This is a genomic window from Streptomyces sp. NPDC096311, from assembly GCF_044763085.1.
Classification (GTDB): Bacteria; Actinomycetota; Actinomycetes; order Streptomycetales; family Streptomycetaceae; genus Streptomyces.
Window position 1 is genome coordinate 640,578 of the sequence record NZ_JBIWFN010000001.1, and the last position, 16,544, is coordinate 657,121.

Below are 16,544 nucleotides of genomic sequence, written 5' to 3' on the forward strand. Positions count from 1 at the left end.
GGTGCGCGAGGATGGTGGCATGTCCATGGATGCTGAGCTGTTCCCCCGGAGCCGGGCGGAGATCGCGCCGGGCGCGGTGCAGCTGCCGGACTGGCTGGACCCGGTCGCCCAGCGAGAGCTTCTCGATGCCTGCCGTACATGGGCCCGCCCGCCGGCCGGACTGCGTACGGTGCGCATGCCCGGCGGCGGCACGATGGCCTCCCGGCAGGTGTGCCTGGGCTGGCACTGGTACCCGTACCGGTACGCGCGCACGGTCGCCGACGGCGACGGGGCCCCGGTGAAGCCCTTCCCTACCTGGCTGGACGAGCTCGGCCGCCGCGCGGTCGCGGACACCCTGGGCCCCGAGAACGCCACCGCCCCGTACGACATCGCGCTGATCAACTTCTACGACGCCGACGCCCGGATGGGCATGCACCGCGACAGCGACGAGAAGTCCGACGCGCCCGTGGTGTCGTTGAGCCTCGGCGACACCTGTGTCTTCCGCTTCGGGAACACCGAGTCGCGCTCGCGCCCGTACACGGATGTCGAGCTGCGCAGCGGGGACCTGTTCGTGTTCGGCGGTGCCTCCCGGCTCGCCTACCACGGGGTTCCGCGCGTGCACGCTGCTACGGCGCCGCCCGAACTGGGCCTGACCGGCCGTCTGAACGTGACGCTACGGGTGAGTGGCTTCCAGGTGCCTTCGGACGGGACACCGCACGAGCGGATCATGGGAGACTCGCCCTCATGAACGGCAAGGCGGGCCCCCGGACGGCGGGGGAAGGGAACACGCGGACACGGCTGGACCGGGGGCGCGGGGCGCTCGGGCCCGCGCTGGAACTCGTGCACACCGGACGTGCGCCGACGCGTGCCGTACTCACCGCCGAGCTGGGCGTCACCCGGGCGACCGCGGGCGCGGTGGCCTCGGAGCTGGAGGCGCTCGGGCTGATCCGGGTCGACGCGCGGCCCGGCGCGGCGGCCGGTTCGCAGGGACGGCCCTCGCACCGCCTGGAGGTCGCCGAGGACGGTCCTGTGGCGCTGGCCGCGCAGGTGCACGCCGACGGGTTCCGCGCCGCACTGGTGGGGCTCGGCGGTCGGATCGTCGCCACCGCGCCCAGTTGCGAGACCGTCGACGCCGACCCGGCGAAGGTGCTGGGTGCCGTCGTCGAGACCGGCGCGGAGCTGCTCCGCGAGACCGGGCGGCGCTGCGTGGGCGCCGGACTCGCCGTACCGTCCGCCGTCGCCGAGCCGGACGGGCTCGCCCTCAACCCCCTCCACCTCGCCTGGCCCGCGGGCGCCCCCGTGCGCCGGATCTTCGCCGAGCGGGTGCGCGCGGCGGGGATCGAGGGCCCGGCGTTCGCCGCGAACGACATCAACCTCGCCGCGCTCGCCGAGCACCGCCACGGCGCGGGGCGCGGCGCCCGCGACCTGCTGTGCGTGGCCACCGGGCACCGGGGCGTCGGCGGCGCGCTCGTCCTCGACGGGCGGCTGCACACGGGCAGCTCGGGCCTTGCCCTCGAAGTCGGCCACCTCACCGTCAACCCCGAGGGCCGCCCCTGCTACTGCGGCAGCCGCGGCTGCCTCGACGTCGAGGCGGACCCCCTGGCGTTCCTCACCGCGGCGGGCCGCGACCCGGGCCCCGAGGTGTCCCTCCTCCAGCAGGCCAACGACCTGATCCGCACCCGGTACGACCAGGACCCCTCCGTCCGCACGGCCACCGAGGCGCTGATCGACCGCCTCGGCCTCGGACTCGCCGGACTGGTCAACATCCTCAACCCCGACCGGATCATCCTCGGCGGCCTGCACCGCACCCTGCTCGACGCCGACCCCGACCGGCTGCGCGCCGTCGTCGCCGACCGCAGCCTGTGGGGCCAGAGCGGCGGCGTACCGATCCTCGCCTGCACCCTGGACCACAACACCCTGGTGGGGGCCGCGGAGTTGGCCTGGCAGCCGGTCCTCGACGACCCACCGGCGGCACTGTCCCGGACCTGAGACCGGACTCCACGAGGCCTAGGGGGTGTCCGGCAGCCGGGGGGCTGACGGGGTGGCGTACCGCGCCACTCCACGGCGAGCGCCCGGCGGGGGTTCTCTGTGAAGACGCGCTCCACGAGTTCCGCACCCAGGGCCAGCGCGAGCCGTGGGCGCACCCGGCGCAGCAGATACGGCATCCCGGGGCCGCCGTTGACCGAGCGTGCCGCCGCGGTCGTCGTGTCGGCGCCGAGGAGCAGGCGATGGCCGAAACCGGCGTCGGCCAGGGCGTGTACGGCGTCGGGCAGGCGCCAGTCGGTGGCGTGGTGGGCACGGGAGGGGCCGTCGAAGGCGAGGTAGGCGCCCGCTTCGTAGGTACAGCGTCGAGGGCAGCAGGAGCGGACTGAGGAAGCAGGCGATGGCGCCCCGCGTACTCCCGCGGAGGTACAGGAACGGCCGCTGGCCGTACGACGACTCGGACCCCCTCCCGGAGCGAGTCTCGATGCATCGCAACAGCTCCCACCTACCACAGCTCCCCTCTAGGAGATGAACCGAGATGCAGACCCTGGCGAACTGGGACGGCGGCCCCGGCCCGTGGATCCTGTTCTTCCCGCTGATCTGGGCGGCCGCCGTGATCGGCGTCGTGACGGTCCTGCGCCGCACCGTGGGGCGCGGGCGCCGCGGACCATGGCGTGCCATGGGCGACTTCGGCCCGCCCCGCGACTCCCGCCTCACGGGCGACTCGCCGATCGCGCTGCTCGGCCGCCGCTTCGCCACCGGCGAGATCGACGAGGACGAGTACTGGCGCCGGCTGACCGTCCTGGACGAGCAGTTCGGCGGCCCGGGCAAGGGAGGAGCGGCATGACGACCGCCATCACGACGCGTCATGCCGCCGGTGTCGCCGACGCCGTCAAGGTGTACGGCAGCGGCGACACCGCCGTCAGGGCCCTGGACGGGGTGAGCGTCGCTTTCCCGGCCGGACGCTTCACCGCGATCATGGGCCCCTCGGGCTCCGGCAAGTCCACCCTGATGCACTGCGCGGCGGGCCTGGACACACTCACCTCGGGCGCCGCGTTCATCGGCGACACCCCACTGAGCACGCTGGACGACCGCCGTCTCACCCTGCTGCGCCGTGACCGTGTCGGCTTCGTCTTCCAGGCGTTCAACCTGATCCCGACGCTGACCGTCGCCGAGAACATCACGCTGCCCCTGGACCTCGCCGGGACGAAGGGCTCCCGGGAGTGGATCGACGCGCTCGTCGACGTCGTCGGCCTGCGCGACCGGCTCCACCACCGCCCGGCCGAACTCTCCGGCGGACAGCAGCAACGCGTCGCCGTGGCCCGGGCGTTCGCCGGCCGTCCCGATGTCGTCTTCGCCGACGAACCCACCGGCAACCTCGACTCCCGCTCCGGCGAGGAGGTCCTCAACCTCCTCGGCCGCGCGGTGCGCCGGATGGACCGCACGGTCGTCATGGTCACGCACGACCCGGTGGCGGCCGCACACGCCGACGAGGTCGTCTTCCTCGCCGACGGACGCCTCGTGGACCGGATGGAGTCCCCGACGGCCGACAAGGTCCTCGACCGGATGAAGGCGTTGGACGCTAAAGGCGGGCGGTCGTGAACGCGTCCGTGCGCCTGAGCGTGTCCTCCCTGCGCGCCCACCGACGCCGCTTCGCCGGTACGTTCCTGGCGGTGCTCCTCGGTGTCGCCTTCCTGGCCGGAACGCTGGTCATGGGGGACACGCTGCGAGCGAGCTTCAGCACGCTGTTCGGCGACGCCACGAGGGGCACCGACGCGGTCGTCCGCAGCGCCGATGCCATCACGACGCCCGGTGAGAGCCAGGGTGTGCGCCAACCGGTCGACACCGCCCTGGTGAAGACCGTCGAGCGGGTTCCCGGCGTCGCGGCCGCCGCCCCCGACATCCAGGGCGCGGGCCAGCTCGTCGGCAGCGACGGCAAGCCCGTCGGCGGCCAGGGCCCGCCCACCCTCGCCGGCAACTGGATCACCGACCCGAAGCTCAACCCGTACCAACTCGCCGCGGGCCACGCCCCGTCGAAGTCCGGCGAGGTCGTCGTCAACCGGGGCGCCGCGAGGAAGGGCGGCCTGAAGATCGGCGACACGACGACCCTGCGCACCCCCGGTCCCGTCAAGGTGACGATCGTGGGCCTCGCGACCTTCGGTGGTGAGGACGGCATGGCACAGGTGACGTTCACCGGGATGACGCAGGCCGACGCCGAGAAGTACCTCACCGCGAAGCCCGGCGAGGCGGCGAACATCCGGGTGCGGGCCGGTCCCGGGGTCGATCAGGCCGAGCTCGTCGCGGGCCTGACTCCCGTCCTGCCCAAGGGAGTCGAGGCGATCACCGGCCAGGAGTCGGCGAGGGAGAACACCGACATGATCTCCAGCCAGTTCCTGAACATCTTCACCACCTTCCTGCTGGTGTTCTCCGGCATCGCGCTGCTTGTCGCGACCTTCTCCATCCACAACACCTTCGCGATCGTCGTCGCCCAACGCACCCGCGAGAACGCCCTGTTGCGCGCCCTGGGCGCCTCCCGCCGCCAGGTCACCGCCTCGTCCCTGGTCGAGGCGAGCGTGGTCGCGGTGACCGCGTCGGCCGTCGGCCTCGCGGGCGGCATCGGGATGGCGGCCGGGCTGCAGGCGCTGTTCCCCGCCATCGGGTTCCCCTTCCCCCAGGGCGACTTGGTGATCAGCGGCCTGTCCATGCTGCTGCCGCTCGCGGTCGGCATCGTGGTCTGCCTGGGCTCCGCGCTGCTGCCCGCCGTACGCGCCGGACGCACCGCGCCGCTGGCCGCGCTGCGCGAGACGGCCGTCGACGGGTCCGGGGCCTCACGGGGGCGGGCGATCGTGGGTGCGGCGCTGGCCGTACTCGCGGTGGGCGCCACCCTGACCGGCGTACTGGTGAGTCCGTCGCTGTGGCTCGCGGGCCTCGGCGCCGTTCTCGCCCTCGCCGCCTTCGTGGTCCTCGGCCCCGTGGCGTCGTCGGCCGCCGTACGAGCCCTCGGCGCCCCCCTCGACATGCTGCGCGGTGTCACCGGCGGCCTGGCCCGGCGCAACGCGCTGCGCAGCCCCAAGCGGACCGCCGCCACCGCGAGCGCCCTGATGATCGGCGTCGCCGTCGTCTCGCTGTTCACGGTCTTCGGCGCCTCGCTGAAGGCCACCATGGACCAGACGGTCTCCCGGTCCTTCGCGGGTGACGTCGCCGTCAGCACCCCGTCCTTCGGCGCGGGCGGCAGCGGGCTGAGCCCCGAGCTCGCTCCCGCGATCGCGCGGCAGCCGGCCGTCCGGTACGCGGTCGGCCTCGGCCGCGGGGTCGCCCAGGTCGACGGCAAGGGGCGGGCGCTGACCGTCACCGACCCGGTCACACTCGGCAAGGTCTTCGACCTCGGTGAGGTGCGCGGCTCGCTCGATGACCTGGGCACCGACGGCATCGCGCTCACCCGGAAAGAGGCCGCCGAGCAGCACCTCACGACCGGCGACACCGCCCGGCTCACCTTCACCGACGGCCGACGCGAGAACTTCACCGTCCGCGCGGTCTACGGACGCTCCGAACTCGCAGGCGACTACGTCATCACCCGCGCCGCCTGGGCCCCGCACCGCACCCAGGACGCCGACTCACTCGTCGCCGTCACCTTCAAGAACGGTGTCGGTACGGCCGACGGAAAGGCGGCGGTCGAGAAGGTGGCCGCGCGGTACGGCAACCCCGAGGTGCAGACCCGAGACGAGTACGCGCGGTCCTCGGCCGGCGGCATCGACATGATGCTGACCCTCGTCTACGCGCTGCTCGCACTCGCGGTGCTCATCGCCCTGCTCGGCATCGCCAACACGCTCACCCTCGCGATCCACGAGCGCACCCGTGAACTCGGTCTGCTGAGGGCGGTCGGGCAGACCCGGGCGCAGCTGCGCGCCATGGTCCGCTGGGAGTCGGTCCTCGTCGCCGCCTTCGGAACGGCGGGCGGACTCGCCCTCGGTGCCTTCCTGGGCTGGGTGCTCGTCGAGGCCTCCGACGGCGCGTCGGACAGCGCCTTCGCCTTCGCGATCCCGCCCGTGCAGCTCGTCGTGGTGGCGCTCGTGGGCCTCGCGGCGGGAGCCCTCGCGGGGCTGCGCCCGGCCCGGCGGGCAGCACGCCTGGACGTGCTGCGCGCCATCGCCACCGAGTGACGTACGAGACGGGGGTCACCGCCCGGTCAGCCGGCAACGGCGGACCGGGCGGGAGCGTGTTCGGGCCGGCGTTCGTCGAGGGGGTCGAGCGGGGCGACGGCGCGTCGGCGCGAGGTCTCGCGAGTCTGTTCGTACGGCGGAAGCGCGGGCTCCGCCACCGCGGGCGAGGTCGCCGGCAGGGTGAACCACACGACCTTGCCCGACTCGCCGTCCGGACGCACGCCCCAGCTCTCGCTCACCGCGGCGATCATCGCGAGACCGCGTCCGCAGGTGGCCGTGGGGTCCACGTCCTGTACCTCGGGCAGGCGGGGGTCGTGATCGTGCACCGAAACCGTGAGCCGGTCGAGCAGCAGCTCGATCTCCACGGTGCACACCTTGTCCGGCTGGGCGTGCCGGTGAACGTTGGTCAGCAGCTCGGTCACTCCGAGCGCGGCCCGGTCTATCAAGGGGTCCTGATGCCAGTAACGCAACTGCGCAGAAAGGATTCTGCGGACCTGGCCGATCCGCGACGGCAGGGCTTGGAGCTCCACCGTGCAATGCCTGCTTGGCTGGCTGATCACGGCTGCGACTCCCCGAATTGAGGTCCGGAAGAAGACGGAGATCGGATCCAGCAGAGTGGCTGAGTGGAACGGCCGCCTGCTGTGGTGACCGGCGGACTGATTCGTAGCGTGATCGCCGGTGAACCCAGAGTGATGATGTGAGAACAGCGTGACTCAGGGGGTGCGGTCCTGCAACTCGCGGTGCGGTCCGCGCCGGCCCGAGCCGTCGCGGGGCGGGGGTCTCGCCTGAGCGGCGGCGTCCGGCGGGCCGGGGTTCATCGTTCACCGCCGCGGGGAGCGGCCGGATCGCTCACGCACCGGACGTCACCCACCGCGGAAGGGGGCCGCCGTGCCGACGGCACCGATCCCGGACCGCGTTCCCCTCGGCCACAGCCGACCGAGACCCTGGACACCACCTCGCGCCGCACGCGCCCCAAAGCCTCCCGCCCGCGGGCGGGAGGCTGCCACCCCGGGTGTTGCCGGGCGTGGGTCGCAGGCTCATGGTCCGGGGTGGGCCGGTGGGAAGCCTGAGGCTTTTCGGTCGGCCGCAACCGACCGTCGGCGGGTGGCTCCCACCCCGGGTTTTGCCCTGCGGGGGCTGGAGGACCCGTAGCCAGGCCTCGCCGGCGGTGAGTCCAGGGGTTCGTCGAAGGCCGTCGCCGACCGCGAGCCCAGGGCTGCCCCGTCGGCGGTCGCCGGTTGTGTGCCGGTGGTTCTCGCATCGTGTTTCGCCGGGCGTGGGCTGGAGGGTTCTGGATCGGGCCCGGGTGGTTGTCGGCCCAGGGCTTGCGCGCCGGGAAGCGCCGGCTGTGGGCCCAGAGCTTTGTTGTGGGCCGTCCGCGGTTGGGGGCCGACGGCCTTCCCACGGGCCGTTGGCGGTGGTGCGTGGGCGGCTGTCGTGCCGGGTCCCGCCTCGGGTTTCGCCGGGCGTGCGTTCGGGGTGTGCCTTCGGCTCTCGTCGGGCGAGAGGTCCGACACCGGTACTCGGCGGTCGCCTGGCTTCCGGTCCGGGGATCGTCGGGCGCGAGCCCGCGCCATGTCGTGCCGTTGTGGCCGGCTGCGGTGGGGGCGTTCGTGGCGGACGTCGGCGGCCGGACGTCCGAGGCTTGCCCGGTCGCCGTCGCCGGTTGCGGGCCGGGGCTGCTCGGGTCGGCGACCGGGGGGTGCGGGCCCGGGGTCCGCGTGCCGACCGCCGCGGGTCGCGAGCGTCGCTGGTAGCGCGCTCGGAGGTGCCCGGTGTGCGGCCGTCGGCCGGAGGTCGAAGGCCTGCGCGCGGGCCGTCGCCGGTCGCGAGTCGTGGGTGCCTGTGTCGGCCCTTGCCGGTGGCGAACCGAAGGCTCCCGTGTCGGTTGCCGCGCGGCCGACTCAGCCGTTGCGCCCCGCCGCCCTGCGAACCGCCTCTATGAACCGGCGCGCCGAGGGCGGCCCCGGCTTGCCCGGCGCGGGGTCGTGCTCGCCGAGCGTGAGCGAATAGCGGGTGCCGTTGACGTCGGCCAACGCCCGGTCCTCGGGCGCGAACCACGGCTTCGACGCCCGCACCGCCTGCACCGGCGCACTGTCGATCTCGCTGCCGTAACTCGTCAGCAACTCCAGCCTGCCGTCGCTGATCCGGACCTGTCCGGCCCGGGTGAGCGACCGCAGCCTCTTCCCGATCCGCACGCCCGTGGCCGTGAACTCCGGCTCCGCCATGATGCCCCGCCCCCTTGTGCGCGTCGGCTGTGCTCTGTCCCGCGTCGCTCTGTCCCGCGTCCCGGTCCCGGACTTCGCGCGGGTCGTGCTCCGGTGTGCACGACCGCTCCGGGAGTGTCATCCCGCGCGGCGCGGTCGGACGCGGGCCGCGTTCCCTGCGGTGCAGTCTGCCCGCAGGCAGCGGCGAGCACCAGTGCGCATGACGAGGTGACGGCGGGGACGGGAGCACTCGCCCGGGTGCGCCCCCGTCGCTTCGGACACCCCTGCTACAGGGGTGCCTTTGAGGTGCTCAAAGGTGTGTTTATGCAGGTGAGAAGCGTGCGCAAGGTGTTTATGATCGAGGCGTCCGACCATCTGAACCGGCGTCGGCGCGATGCGTAAGGAGCCCCGCCGTGAGCACCCCTCAGCAGATCCGGACCGGCGAAACCCTCGACGTCGACCACAGCGACGCGCGGTACCGGACCTGGCTCAAAGAAGCCGTCCGCAAAGTCCAGGCCGACGCGAACCGCTCGGCGGACACCCATCTGCTGCGCTTCCCGCTGCCCGAGGCGTGGGGTATCGACCTCTACCTGAAGGACGAGTCGACCCACCCCACCGGCAGCCTCAAGCACCGCCTCGCCCGCTCACTCTTCCTGTACGGGCTCTGCAATGGCTGGATCAGGCCGGGCCGCCCGGTGATCGAGGCGTCCAGCGGCTCGACCGCCGTCTCCGAGGCGTACTTCGCGAAGCTGATCGGCGTGCCCTTCATCGCGGTCATGCCGCGCACCACGAGCGCCGAGAAGTGCCGTCTGATCGAGTTCCACGGCGGGCAGTGCCACTTCGTGGACGACTCCCGCAGGATGTACGAGGAGTCCGCCGCCCTCGCGGTCGAGACCGGCGGCCACTACATGGACCAGTTCACCTACGCGGAACGGGCCACGGACTGGCGCGGCAACAACAACATCGCCGAATCCATCTTCCGCCAGCTGGAGTTGGAGCGTTTCCCGGAGCCCGCGTGGATCGTCGCCACAGCCGGCACCGGCGGTACCTCGGCGACCCTCGCGCGCTACGTGCACTACATGCAGGCCGACACCCGCATCTGCGTCGCCGACCCGGAGAACTCGTGTTTCTTCGAGGGCTGGACCACCGGCGATCCGGACGTCACCTGCGACTGCGGCTCGCGTATCGAAGGCATCGGCAGGCCCCGTATGGAGCCGAGCTTCGTGCCGGGCGCGATCGACCGGATGATGAAGGTGCCGGACGCCGCGAGCGTGGCGGCCGTAAGGGCACTGGAACAGGCCATCGGGCGCAAGGCGGGCGGCTCGACCGGCACCGGGCTGTGGAGCGCGCTGAAGATCGTCGCCGAGATGGTGACCGAGGGGCGCCAGGGGAGCGTGGTGACGCTGCTCTGCGACCCCGGGGACCGCTATCTCGACAAGTACTACTCGGACGCGTGGCTGGCCGAACAGGGGCTGGACATCGCGCCCTACACCGCGGCGATCGCGGCCCTGCTCCAGACGGGCGTCTGGCCGGACTGACCGTCGGGGCGCGGCTCACGGGGCGCGTCCATGGGTGGACCCAGGGCCTGTCGCTTGGATCAGGCCTGGGCCGCGGGGGTCTGGTCAAGCCCCGTCGTCTGAAACGACCTGATCCACACGACAGGCCCTGGCCGTCACGTGTGTGTCGACGCCAGCCGTCGGTCCAGCGCCGTCACCGCCTGGCGGAACGCGCGGCCCAGGCCCGCCCGGCCCAGCTTCAGGGCCAGCCGGAACGGGGCCGCGCCGTCGGCGGCGAAGGTCCACTGGACCCGGGTGCCCTTCCCGGCCGGAGCCAGTCGCCACTCCTCGACCAGGGCCCGGGGGCCGGGCGCGTTCGAGACGTCCACCCGGTACGCGTACACCTCGGGGGCCTCGGCCACGAGGACCGTTTCCTGGAAGCGCGTACCGCCCCGGAGCCGGATCTCCCGCCCGGCGCCGTCCGCGGTCGGCCGGGCGAGTGTCACCGCCGAGAACCACTCGCTCCAGCCGGGCACGTCCTCGGCCAGCGCGCGGAAGACCACCTCGGGAGGGGCCGCCACCTCGCGGGCGAACACCAGACGCAGGGGAGCGGTCTCGGCGAAGTCGAGCCCCACCGGTCGAAGACTGCGTGCCATGGACGAAACCCCCACCTGGGAACGGAGCCTCCGGTCCCGCGTACAGAGCCGCGGGCAGCGTCACCTTAGCTGGCGGACCGTCAGATGTCTGCACCGTCCTCGGGCTCTCCGGCCACCACCAGGCGCCGCAGGTGTTCGGAGACCTCCGCCCGCGCCTCGGCCGGCAGCCCGGCGTCGGTGACCAGTGTGTCGACCTGATCCAGCGCGGCGAACGAACTCAGACCCACCGTGCCCCACTTGGTGTGGTCGGCGACCACGACGACCCGCCGCGCGGACTGCACCAGCCGCCGGTTGGTCTCGGCCTCCGCCAGGTTCGGCGTCGACAGGCCCGCCTCGACCGATATCCCGTGCACCCCGAGGAACAGCACGTCGAAGTGGAGCGCCGCGATGGCCTGGTCGGCCACGGGGCCGACCAGCGAGTCGGACGGGGTGCGCACCCCGCCCGTCAGCACGACCGTGGCCGCGCCCTGCCGCTGGCCGGAGAGTCGCTGCGCCGAGTGGAAGACATCGGCGACCCGCACCGAGTTGGTGACCACGGTCAGGTCCGGCACGTCAAGGAGCTGATGCGCCAGCGCGTACGTCGTCGTGCCGCCCGAGAGCGCGATCGCCGTGCCCGGCGCGACCAACTCGGCGGCGACCCGCGCGATGTCCTCCTTGGCGGTCAGCTCCAGGCCCGACTTGGCCTCGAAACCCGGCTCGTGCGTACTCGCCTCGACCAGCGGCACCGCGCCGCCGTGCACCTTCTCCACCACGCCCTGGCGGGCGAGCGCGTCGAGGTCACGACGGACCGTCATGTCGGAGACGCCGAGCTTGCGGGTCAGCTCGTTCACACGGACGCCGCCCCGGCGCCGTACCTCGTCGAGAATCAGGGCCCGACGCTGCTCCGCGAGAAGGTTCTGATTCTCACTCACGTCCGCTCCGATCCTCGCGCCACAAGCTGCCCGCCACTCCGTCCGAACCCACTCCCACGTGGACATTCTCCTTGTCCTAGGCCTGGAGGACGACCCATCCTCGCACGGGCCACCGACACGTGCGCCACTCCCCGTTGCGTCACTGTCACACGTATCGGGGAGATTCCGTGACCACAGGTGTGCGCGCACCCCCGAGCGGAGATCCTTGTGCCTGCACATGACACATGCCAGACGCGCGCACGGGGGAAGTGCAGAAAAGTGGAACGTGCACGGGAACACGCCTCGGCGGGAGAGCTCAGCGGCCCCGCACAGCGGCCCGAAACGGCCGATACCGCCCTCGAACTCCTGGTCCACGGAGTCGGCGGCACCACACCCGAGGAGATGCTGGACGATCCGCGGACGGTCCGCATCAGCGGCGACGAGACCGCGGCGGTCTACCGGCGCGTCGACGACGCCGACGCGGAGCGGCGCCCGGACGACTACCGGGGCAAACCGGTCCCCGAGGCCTATGTGTGGTGCAACCTCACCTCCGGCAACGGCACCCGGGCCCTGTGGCTGTTGCTGCTGCCCTTCATGGTCGTCAACCTCGCGCACTGGATGCGTCCCGCCACCCGCGGCCGCACCCGGACGGTCCGCCTGTACGGCCTGCTCGTCCGGCTGGCCGGGCTCACCCTCACCGTGCTGCTGGTCGCCGCGGCCTGCGAGGTCGCCCTCGACCTGACCGCCTGGCAGTGCGCGGGCACACGCGCGTGCGCTGGGGCGCACTCGTGGCTGGGCTTCCTCTCCCCGGACCTGTCCGACAACGGCTGGTGGAGCCGACCCGGCCGCCGCCTCGCCCTGGCCGCCGTGGTGCCCGCGGGTCTCACCTGCCTGCTCTGGTACCTCTCGCACCGCACCTGGAGCGCGTACGAGTCCCAGCAGCCCGTGTCCCGCAGGCCCGAGCCCGCCGAGGAGACCGGCCGCACCGGGCTCGGCAGGCCCGGCTTCTGGTACGGGCGCCGTCTGGTGGCCCGGCTGCGCGCCGCGCACACCGCGGCGGGACTCCTCACCGTCACCGCCGCCGTCGGCGGCCCCGCGGCCCGCTTCGACCGCGAGGCCGGGGGACCCGCCGTGCTCGGGATCCTCGGCCTGCTGCTGTACGCATCGCTCGCCGTGGGCGCGGTCGTGGTGCTGTGGGTGGTCTGCCGGCGCGGGCGCAGCGAACACCGGCTGGACCAGGAACTGGACGCCACGCTCGTGCGCGGGCTGCCCCTGGGCTCGATCGTCCTGTTCGCCCTGACCCTGCTGTACGCGGGATGGTCACGGCCCGGCTGGCACTCCACGGGACGCCTGCCGGGCGACGCGACCTTCGGAGGCCTCGCCCTCGCCCAGGGGCTGCTCGTCATCGCACTCGGCGTGGTGGCCCGCGTTCTCTACCGCACCAGGCCCGACCCGCGCACCGCCCTGCGCGGTCTGGCCGGACCCGCCGTCGCGATGCTGGCCTGCGCCCTGGGCGGCGTGATGTCCGGCGGAGTCGCCCAGCGCGTCGCCGACTGGCTGGACGGCACCCGGGGCTCGCTGCCCGGCCCGCCCGTCCTGCTGACCTGGCAGGCGTCCGTGATCCCGCCGACGCTCCTCGTGCTCCTCGGCCTGTGCGGCAGGCTGGCCCTGCGCACCTGGCGGCTGCGCGTCCTCGAGATGCGCGCGGTGGAACTCGACTACCCGGGCGAGGCCAAGGACACCACTCGTACCGGCCGTATCGCGAGCACCCGCGCGATGGCCGCCCTCACCGACCGGGTGCCCCTCATGGTGGGCGTGATCTCGTTCGTGACCCTGCTCCTCGGTGCCGGAGCCCTGGTGGGCGTCCTGACCACCGGTGACGCCCCGGCGCAGGCCGCGCGAGGGTCGTACGCCTTCGTCCGGGGCGCCGCCGAAACCGCGCAGGCGCTCGGGTCCTGGCTGATCGGCCTCGGCTTCCTGCTTCTCGTCACCTCGGGGCGGCGCGCCTACAAGGACCCGGCGGCCCGCCGCACCATCGGCATCCTCTGGGACGTCGGGACCTTCTGGCCGCGCGCAGCCCATCCCTTCGCGCCGCCCTGCTACGCCGAGCGTGCCGTGCCCGACCTGACCTGGCGGATGGTCACCTGGACCCGCGCCACCGGCGGGCGCCTGGTGCTCTCCGGACACTCCCAGGGCAGTGTGCTGGCCGCCGCCGCGGCCTGGCAGCTGAAACCCTCCGCACGCAGACGGGTCGCGCTGCTCACCTACGGCTCACCCCTGGAACGGCTCTACGGGCGCTGGTTCCCGGCCCACTTCGGCCCCGCCGCCCTCACCTCCCTGCACCGGGAGGTCGACTGCTGGCGCAACCTGTACCGCCTCACCGACCCCATCGGCGGCCCCGTACGGCTGCCCGGCGACTGCGGTCCCCAGGTCGACCGCGCGCCCCTGAAGGACCCGCTCGCCTACGGACGCACCCAGGAGCATCCGCTGCCCGCGCCGATCCTCGGACACGGGGACTACCAGGCGGACCCGGCCTTCGCCGAGGAACGCGAACGGCTGCTGGCGCGGCTGCGACCGGAGGCGGTACCGGGCCCCCGTCCCGACGGCGACGCCACGACCTGAGGGCGACCGCCCGTCCACGGGGCGAGGCTCAGGGCAGCTCCGGCAGGTCCTCGGGGTAGAGCAGCGTGAGGTCGTCCGTGCTCGGCTCGTCGAGCTGGGCGACTCGCCCCGCGTGCCGCTCGACCATCGCCTCGAAGGTCTGCCGCGCGGTGCGGCCGTTGCCGAACGCCGGGCCCTTGGGGATGGCCGTGAAGTACTTCAGCAGCGCCTCGGGCGCGCCGGGCGCCAGGCTGTACTCGTGCTCCTCGGCCTGCTGCTCCACGATCCGCAGCAGTTCCTCGGGGACGTAGTCGCTGAAGGTGATGGTCCGTGAGAACCGGGATGCCACACCGGGGTTGACGGTGAGGAAGCGCTCCATCTCGGCCGTGTAGCCCGCGACGATCACGACGACGGCGTCCCGGTGGTCCTCCATGAGCTTCACGAGCGTGTCGATGGCCTCGCGGCCGAAGTCGCGGCCCGAGTCCTCCGGCGACAGCGCGTACGCCTCGTCGATGAACAGGACACCGCCGCGCGCCCGGTCGAACGCCTCCTGGGTGCGGATCGCCGTGGAACCGATGTGCTCGCCCACCAGGTCGACGCGGGACACCTCGACCAGGTGCCCCTGCTCCAGGACACCGAGCGAGGCCAGGATCTCGCCGTACAGCCGGGCGACCGTTGTCTTTCCGGTGCCGGGGGAGCCGGTGAAGACCAGGTGACGGCGGGCGGAGGCCGCCTTGAGGCCCGCCTGCTGTCTGCGGCGGCCCACCTCGATCATGTCGGTGAGGGCGCGCACCTCGCGCTTGACACTGTCCAGGCCCACCAGCCCGTCGAGTTCGCCGAGGACGACCTTCGAGGTGCGGGCCGGCTGCGCGGGCTCGGGCTCCGACGCGGTGACGAGCGGTTCCTGCTCGGTGGTGCGCTGGCCCGGGATCGCGCCGAGCAGGCTCGTGGACGGGTTGGACGTCTGTACGGCCGTCTCGTGCGCCGGGGGGCGCACTCCGGCGCTCTCGTCGCTCGTGCAGTCCTCGACGACCGGGCCGCCGCCCGGTGCGTTGCCGCCGTCGGCGAACTCGTAACCCCCGCGCGCGCAGCGCTCCGTACGGCACTTCTTCAGTGTCGCCCGGCAGCCGTCGATGACATGGAAGCCGTAGCCCCCGCTGCCTGTCACCCGGCAGTTGTGGAAGCTGCCGCGGCCACCCGCCGACACGTAGAAACCGGCCTCCGCGGGGGAGTCGACCGTGCATCGCTCGAAGGTGGGGTCGGCGCCCTTGGTGACGATCACGCCGGTCTGGGTGCCGTCCACCGTGCAGCCGGACAGGGTGCCGCCGCTTCCGTGGTCACGGAACCAGGCGCCCGTCGCGGTGTCGCGGATACGGCAGTCGTCCAGCTGCGCCGTCGCGCCGTCGCTCACCGAGACGGCGGTGTTGCGCACTTGGGAGAGGTCGCTGTCGACGACGTCCACGCGTGAACCGCGGTCGAGGACGAACAGGGCGTCGGGCACGTCGTGCACCCGGCAGGACTCGAGCACCGCGGTCGCGCCGTCGCTGACCCACACCGCGGGGTAGTCGCCCGTGCTGTCGAAGATCTCGCACTGGTTGGCGTCCACGCGTGTGCCCGGGTCCCAGACCGACAGGCCGTTGCGCCCGAACTGCCGGACGGTGGTGCGGGTCAGGGTGAGGACGGAGCGGGAACGCAGGTCCACCGCGTTCTCCGGGATGTCGTGGATGCGGCAGTCGGCGAGGGTGAGCACGGCGTCGGTGTCCAGGGTGACGCCGTCCGACATCGTGCGGTGCACATCGCAGTCGGTGAGATGGGCCGCGGCGCGCGCGGTGATCTGCACACCGGAGCCCTTGACCTCGTACACCTCGCAACCGACCGCCTCCAGCGAGGAGTTCTCGCCGGTCACCGACAGGCCCGCGCCGGAGGCGTGGTGCACCCGGCAGCGCTCCAGACGGGGATGCGCGCCGCCGCGGACCGCGATGCCGGACTGTCCGGCCGCGACGACCTCGCACTCCTCGAACACGCCACCGCCGCCGTCGAGTACGGCGATGCCGACGCCGGCCGGATTGTCGACGGTGCAGCGCCGCACGGTCGGACGGGCGCCGCCGCGCACCTCGATGCCGGCCGCGGAGCGCGTGACGATCCGCACGTCGAGGAGCTCCGGGGTGCCCTCCTCGACGAGCAGCGCGGGCGCCGCCGAGTCCTGGCCCTCCACATGCAGGTCCTGGACCACGGCCGAGGCGCGCACGGTCAGCGGCACGCCGTCCACCGGCGCGATGCGCACGGAGCCGGGAGAGCCCTCCGGGCCGCGCAGCGTCACCGCGCGCTGGACCACGAGATTCTCCCGGTAGGTGCCGGGTGCGACGGTGAGCACGTCCCCGTCGGCCGCGGCCTCCAGGGCGGCGGCCAGCGATGCGTACTCTCCTGTGCGGCGCCGCCACCGCGAGGTGCCGGTGTGCGTCACCTGGACCGTGCCCTGTGCCATGGCGCTGTAGTGCCCCCACCTCGTCGTACGCGGGTCCTGCGAGGCCGTGCTGAAACCCCGTCGCGATCAAGGACAGCTTCTCACGGC

At 73.0% G+C, this 16,544-nt stretch carries 12 protein-coding genes and 1 pseudogene; 7 read left to right on the forward strand and 6 right to left on the reverse strand.

Features of this window, described 5'->3' with window-relative positions:
- The first annotated feature begins 25 nt into the window (after positions 1-25).
- Both ACIRA5_RS02885 and ACIRA5_RS02890 read left to right on the forward strand, forming a co-directional pair.
- Positions 26-727, forward strand: a complete 702-nt coding sequence (locus tag ACIRA5_RS02885) for an alpha-ketoglutarate-dependent dioxygenase AlkB family protein (protein WP_403687222.1) — start codon at positions 26-28, stop codon at positions 725-727.
- Entirely contained in the window at positions 724-1,968 is a 1,245-nt protein-coding gene (locus ACIRA5_RS02890; RefSeq protein WP_403686521.1) for an ROK family protein, read from the forward strand. The genes ACIRA5_RS02885 and ACIRA5_RS02890 overlap by 4 nt, the downstream gene beginning before the upstream one ends.
- Positions 1,969-2,030: 62 nt before the next feature.
- Here the strand turns inward: ACIRA5_RS02890 and ACIRA5_RS02895 are convergent.
- Positions 2,031-2,315, reverse strand: a pseudogene (locus tag ACIRA5_RS02895) (phosphotriesterase); the annotation flags it as partial.
- A 185-nt stretch (positions 2,316-2,500) separates the two neighbouring features.
- Here ACIRA5_RS02895 and ACIRA5_RS02900 point away from each other — a divergent pair.
- From ACIRA5_RS02900 to ACIRA5_RS02910, 3 genes are read left to right on the forward strand one after another with little or no spacing between them, the layout of a single operon-like run.
- Positions 2,501-2,809 (forward strand): SHOCT domain-containing protein, encoded by a 309-nt coding sequence (locus ACIRA5_RS02900; protein WP_403686522.1) that lies wholly within the window; start codon positions 2,501-2,503, stop codon positions 2,807-2,809.
- Positions 2,806-3,564: an ABC transporter ATP-binding protein gene (locus ACIRA5_RS02905; RefSeq protein ID WP_403686524.1), complete on the forward strand. Its 759-nt coding sequence runs from the start codon at positions 2,806-2,808 to the stop codon at positions 3,562-3,564. Before ACIRA5_RS02900 ends, ACIRA5_RS02905 begins: the two co-directional genes overlap by 4 nt.
- Positions 3,561-6,122, forward strand: a complete 2,562-nt coding sequence (locus tag ACIRA5_RS02910; protein ID WP_403686525.1) for an ABC transporter permease — start codon at positions 3,561-3,563, stop codon at positions 6,120-6,122. The genes ACIRA5_RS02905 and ACIRA5_RS02910 overlap by 4 nt, the downstream gene beginning before the upstream one ends.
- A gap of 26 nt (positions 6,123-6,148) precedes the next feature.
- Here the strand turns inward: ACIRA5_RS02910 and ACIRA5_RS02915 are convergent, their stop codons facing one another.
- Together ACIRA5_RS02915 and ACIRA5_RS02920 are read right to left on the reverse strand one after the other, a co-directional pair.
- On the reverse strand, positions 6,149-6,682 hold the full coding sequence (locus ACIRA5_RS02915; protein WP_352045476.1) for an ATP-binding protein: 534 nt from the start codon (positions 6,680-6,682) through the stop codon (positions 6,149-6,151).
- Positions 6,683-8,026: 1,344 nt separating this feature from the next.
- Entirely contained in the window at positions 8,027-8,350 is a 324-nt protein-coding gene (locus ACIRA5_RS02920) for a hypothetical protein (RefSeq protein ID WP_054228734.1), read from the reverse strand.
- Positions 8,351-8,742: 392 nt separating this feature from the next.
- Here ACIRA5_RS02920 and ACIRA5_RS02925 point away from each other — a divergent pair, with 392 nt between their 5' ends.
- Positions 8,743-9,867: a PLP-dependent cysteine synthase family protein gene (locus tag ACIRA5_RS02925; RefSeq protein WP_352045475.1), complete on the forward strand. Its 1,125-nt coding sequence runs from the start codon at positions 8,743-8,745 to the stop codon at positions 9,865-9,867.
- 134 nt (positions 9,868-10,001) lie between these two features.
- On the opposite strand, the gene ACIRA5_RS02930 is transcribed toward ACIRA5_RS02925, so the two are convergent.
- Positions 10,002-10,481 (reverse strand): SRPBCC family protein, encoded by a 480-nt coding sequence (locus tag ACIRA5_RS02930; RefSeq protein WP_403686527.1) that lies wholly within the window; start codon positions 10,479-10,481, stop codon positions 10,002-10,004.
- Between the two features lie 80 nt (positions 10,482-10,561).
- Positions 10,562-11,392, reverse strand: a complete 831-nt coding sequence (locus ACIRA5_RS02935; protein ID WP_403686530.1) for a DeoR/GlpR family DNA-binding transcription regulator — start codon at positions 11,390-11,392, stop codon at positions 10,562-10,564.
- Positions 11,393-11,650: 258 nt separating this feature from the next.
- On the opposite strand from ACIRA5_RS02935, the gene ACIRA5_RS02940 reads away from it, so the two are divergent.
- Positions 11,651-13,993 (forward strand): hypothetical protein, encoded by a 2,343-nt coding sequence (locus ACIRA5_RS02940; RefSeq protein WP_403686531.1) that lies wholly within the window; start codon positions 11,651-11,653, stop codon positions 13,991-13,993.
- 28 nt (positions 13,994-14,021) lie between these two features.
- Here the strand turns inward: ACIRA5_RS02940 and ACIRA5_RS02945 are convergent, their stop codons facing one another.
- Positions 14,022-16,457, reverse strand: a complete 2,436-nt coding sequence (locus ACIRA5_RS02945) for a right-handed parallel beta-helix repeat-containing protein (RefSeq protein ID WP_403686533.1) — start codon at positions 16,455-16,457, stop codon at positions 14,022-14,024.
- Positions 16,458-16,544: the final 87 nt, after the last annotated feature.